Consider the following 3176-nt stretch of genomic DNA (forward strand, 5'->3'; position numbering starts at 1 on the left):
GGCGTGGATCGTCTGGTGGCACGGCGCGGTAGGTGTAGCGGCCGTCGGCGTGTCGGGTGATGTGGGTCCGTGTGGGGTTGGCGGCTTTCCAGCGATTGTGCCAGCCGCAGGCGAGGGCGAGTTTGTCGATGTCGGTGGGGTTGCGGCCGAGGGCCCAGCCGTGGACGTGGTCGACTTCGCACAACATTCCGGGGACTTCGCAGCCTTCGACCGCGCAGGTCGGATAGAGGGTTTCCAGGACGCGGCGTTGACCGGGTGTGGCGAAGCGCTCTCGGTGGCCGAGGAAGAGGGGGATGTTCCCGCGTCCCAGGATGAGCGGCGACACGCCCGCGTTCAGGGCGATGCGGCGGGCTTGTTCGGGCGGGATCGGGGTGCCGTCGGTGAGGCGGGCGGGGGCGGCGCCGCCGGTGAGGGTGTCCAGGTCGATGATGACGGTGACCTTGGTGGCGGTGTGGCCGCCTGCCAGCACGCCGGTGAGGGCGGCTGCCGTGCGCTCGGACAGGTCGCGGCGGTCGTCGGTGCCTGCGGGTTTGGCCAGCGGTCCCAGGGTGCCGTCCCAGAGGGCGGCGTCCTCGGCGTTCAGCCACCCTTTGATGTAGCGGCCGCCGTCCAGGGAGCGGGTGGAGTCGATCCAGGAGCGTTCGTAGCCGCGGCGGGAGTCCTCATCGGGGACGCCGGTGCCGTCGCGTTCGGCGATCAGGTCGGTGATCCGGGTGCCGAACGCAGCCACCTTTCCGGCGGAGAACCCCTGTCCGGTCAGGTCCAGGAGGATCTTCTCGGCGGCGGCGCAGTCCTCGTCGTTCAGGCGGGCGACGGCTGTGGCGATGGTGGCGGCGTAGCCGTAGGGCAACCGGCCGCGGGCGAGGTTTTCGGTCACGGTGGGCAAGCGGCGGCGCTGGCGAGCCAGGGCAACGCGCTCCTTGGCGCGGGCCTCGCGCATGCCCAGGCGGGAGCGCAGCCAGCTCAGGGCGGACGGGTATCCCCAGCGGTGCATCTCCCGAGCGGCGTCCACCCGGCAGACCAGCCCGGCCAGGGCGCTTTCGTGCAGGTCGGTGGTCCGGGCCAGAGTCTCGGCATCCCGCATGCACACGGCCGCGGAGTCGGGCGCCTCCCGGAGAGCGAGCTCGGCCGCGATGGCCGCCGCCGCGTCCACCAGCTCACTGGTGGACATCGACGCCGCATCGATCACCCCGGTCGAACACATGACTCAATGCTATCGAACAGTCGCGCTATGTGTCGGGGGTGAATGAGATTTCTAGGTGAGAGTAGTAAGACCTCTCAGATAGTCGGAGCGGTGCAAGATCTCTAAAGCAGGCGTGTCATGAAGACGCTGTTCGGGTCTGGCTTGTAGTCCGCGAAGGGCTCGCAGTAGCCGAAGCCGAATCTCTCGTACAGCTTCCTCGCGGGTAGGAAGAACTCGGCGGATCCGGTCTCCAAGCTCAGCCGGGTGAAGCCCATGCCCTTGGTCTCGGTGAGGATGTGCTCCATCAGCGAGGAGGCGACCCCACTGCGTTTGCGCCTCGGTGCCGTCCGCATCGACTTCAGTTCGGCATGGACGGCGTCCAGCTTCTTGATGGCACCGCACCCCACCACCGAAGGACCGTCCAGCACCGACCAGAACGTGACCTCGGGTTCACGCAGGGCGTCGAGGTCGAGAGCGTGCTTGCTCTCGAGTGGCGTGATGGCTCGCATCTCTCGGACGTGCTCGCGGAGGAACTCGGCGATCTCCGGGCCGGACAGGTCGTCCACGACGATGTTCATATCGCCCCCTTCGCCAGCGCCCTGCGAACTCCGTCCCATTATCCCGTCGACCATCCTCGCGATTGAAAAGCCCCCTCCCGGAGAGGGGGCTGATGGAGGCGGTCGTCAGTTGAGTTCGCCCGTCCTGATGCGTCCGACGAGCCTGGCCATGGCGGGACGACCGAAGTCGAGGATCGGGCCGGTCGGGTCAGTGCTGTCCCGGACGGCGATGGCGGCGCCGAGGGCAGCCAGCTCGATGCACTGCCCGCCCTCCTGAGTGCTGTGGCTGCTCTTGCGCCAGGTGGCGCGCTTCCCATCGTTCACAAGCCCTCCATCACCTCGCGGATCAGAGCCTCCGAGGCCGTATCGGTCAGGGCGACTTTGCAGATCATGTCCCACAAGCGCCGGAGTTGCTCCACTTTCGAGCTTAGTTCGATTACCAGGCCGTTGCCGCCTGCGCCCTCCACGTAGCCGATATCGGGTTCGTCGCTCCTGGTCAGGAGAGTGAATCCGCTCGCGGGGTAGACCGGCGAATTGGCCGGAGCGATCAGAATGCTGATGTTGGGCTCCTGTCATAGATCGAGGAGCCTGCTGAGCTGCGCCTTCGTGATCTCCTTGTTGCCGACGACGGTCCTGATCGCCGTCTCCGTCAGGAGGACGACCACCCAGGGTGGCTTGTCCTGGCGCAGCACCTCCTGGCGTGCCATGCGCGTGGCGAGCGTCCGGTCCAGGTCGCATGGAAGCTGTCCGGGACGCATGACCTCGCGTGCATAGTCCTCGATCTGGAGCAGACCGGAGACGACGAGGTGGTCGTAGACGCGGAGGGCGTCGGCGGTGTTCTCCAGTTCGGCGTAGGGGCGGAAGAAGGTCGGGATGCCCTCCTTGGCGGCGAGGGGCTGGAGCTCCTGGAAGGTGTCGCCGGTGTTGAAGTGGGCGTCGAGGCGCGCGGCGAGTTCGGGGGACGGGGCCTGGGCTGCGGTCTCCACCTTGGAGATCGTGTCGTTCGAGTAGTTGACCGCTTCTGCGAGTTGGGCTTGGGAAAGTCCGGCTTTGTCCCGAAGATTTCGGAGCTTTGCCCCGAAAAGTGCGGCCACGGACTCGGTCGGGTCGAGTCGCTTCCGATTCACCATGAGTTGCCCTCCGGAAGTATCGAGTTGAGTAAAGCCGGTCCCACTTCTGAACGGTAGCCAGAAAGTCCCACGATGTGTGGCTGATTGCCCACAACGAGCGACGGGAGCGGTGAAGGGAATGATCTTCAGGCGGCGGTCCAGAAAGGGTGAGTTCGACATAACGGGCTCCCTGGTTCGAGCGGAAAGGACGATGGCGGGGCCTTGGGCCATGCGGCGGGGATTTCTCGCCACGCCGGACGTCGTTCGGCAGGGCGGCTGATCGTCGAGTCGCAGGCGCTCCAGTGGGGGCTGGCGGAGGGGGTGGTC

General features: G+C 66.8%; 3 protein-coding genes and 1 pseudogene. All 4 read right to left on the reverse strand.

The window, feature by feature from the left end; genetic code table 11:
• Positions 1–1204: HNH endonuclease signature motif containing protein (locus tag E1285_RS44115; RefSeq protein WP_132160865.1), on the reverse strand; the 1204-nt coding region annotated here is incomplete at its 3' end.
• Between the two features lie 101 nt (positions 1205–1305).
• On the reverse strand, positions 1306–1761 hold the full coding sequence (locus E1285_RS44120) for a GNAT family N-acetyltransferase (protein WP_132160866.1): 456 nt from the start codon (positions 1759–1761) through the stop codon (positions 1306–1308).
• 105 nt (positions 1762–1866) lie between these two features.
• Entirely contained in the window at positions 1867–2064 is a 198-nt protein-coding gene (locus E1285_RS48035; RefSeq protein ID WP_243723476.1) for a DUF397 domain-containing protein, read from the reverse strand.
• Positions 2061–3080: pseudogene (locus tag E1285_RS44130) on the reverse strand (helix-turn-helix transcriptional regulator). The gene E1285_RS48035 and the pseudogene E1285_RS44130 overlap by 4 nt, the downstream one beginning before the upstream one ends.
• Positions 3081–3176 lie beyond the last annotated feature (96 nt).

This window comes from Actinomadura sp. 7K507, assembly GCF_004348425.1.
Classification (GTDB): domain Bacteria; phylum Actinomycetota; class Actinomycetes; order Streptosporangiales; family Streptosporangiaceae; genus Spirillospora.

Coding starts and splice junctions, on each gene's coding strand:
- E1285_RS44120 (WP_132160866.1), bottom strand. CDS start 1,761: ATGAACATCGTCGTGGACGACCTGTCCGGCCCGGAGATCGCCGAGTTC.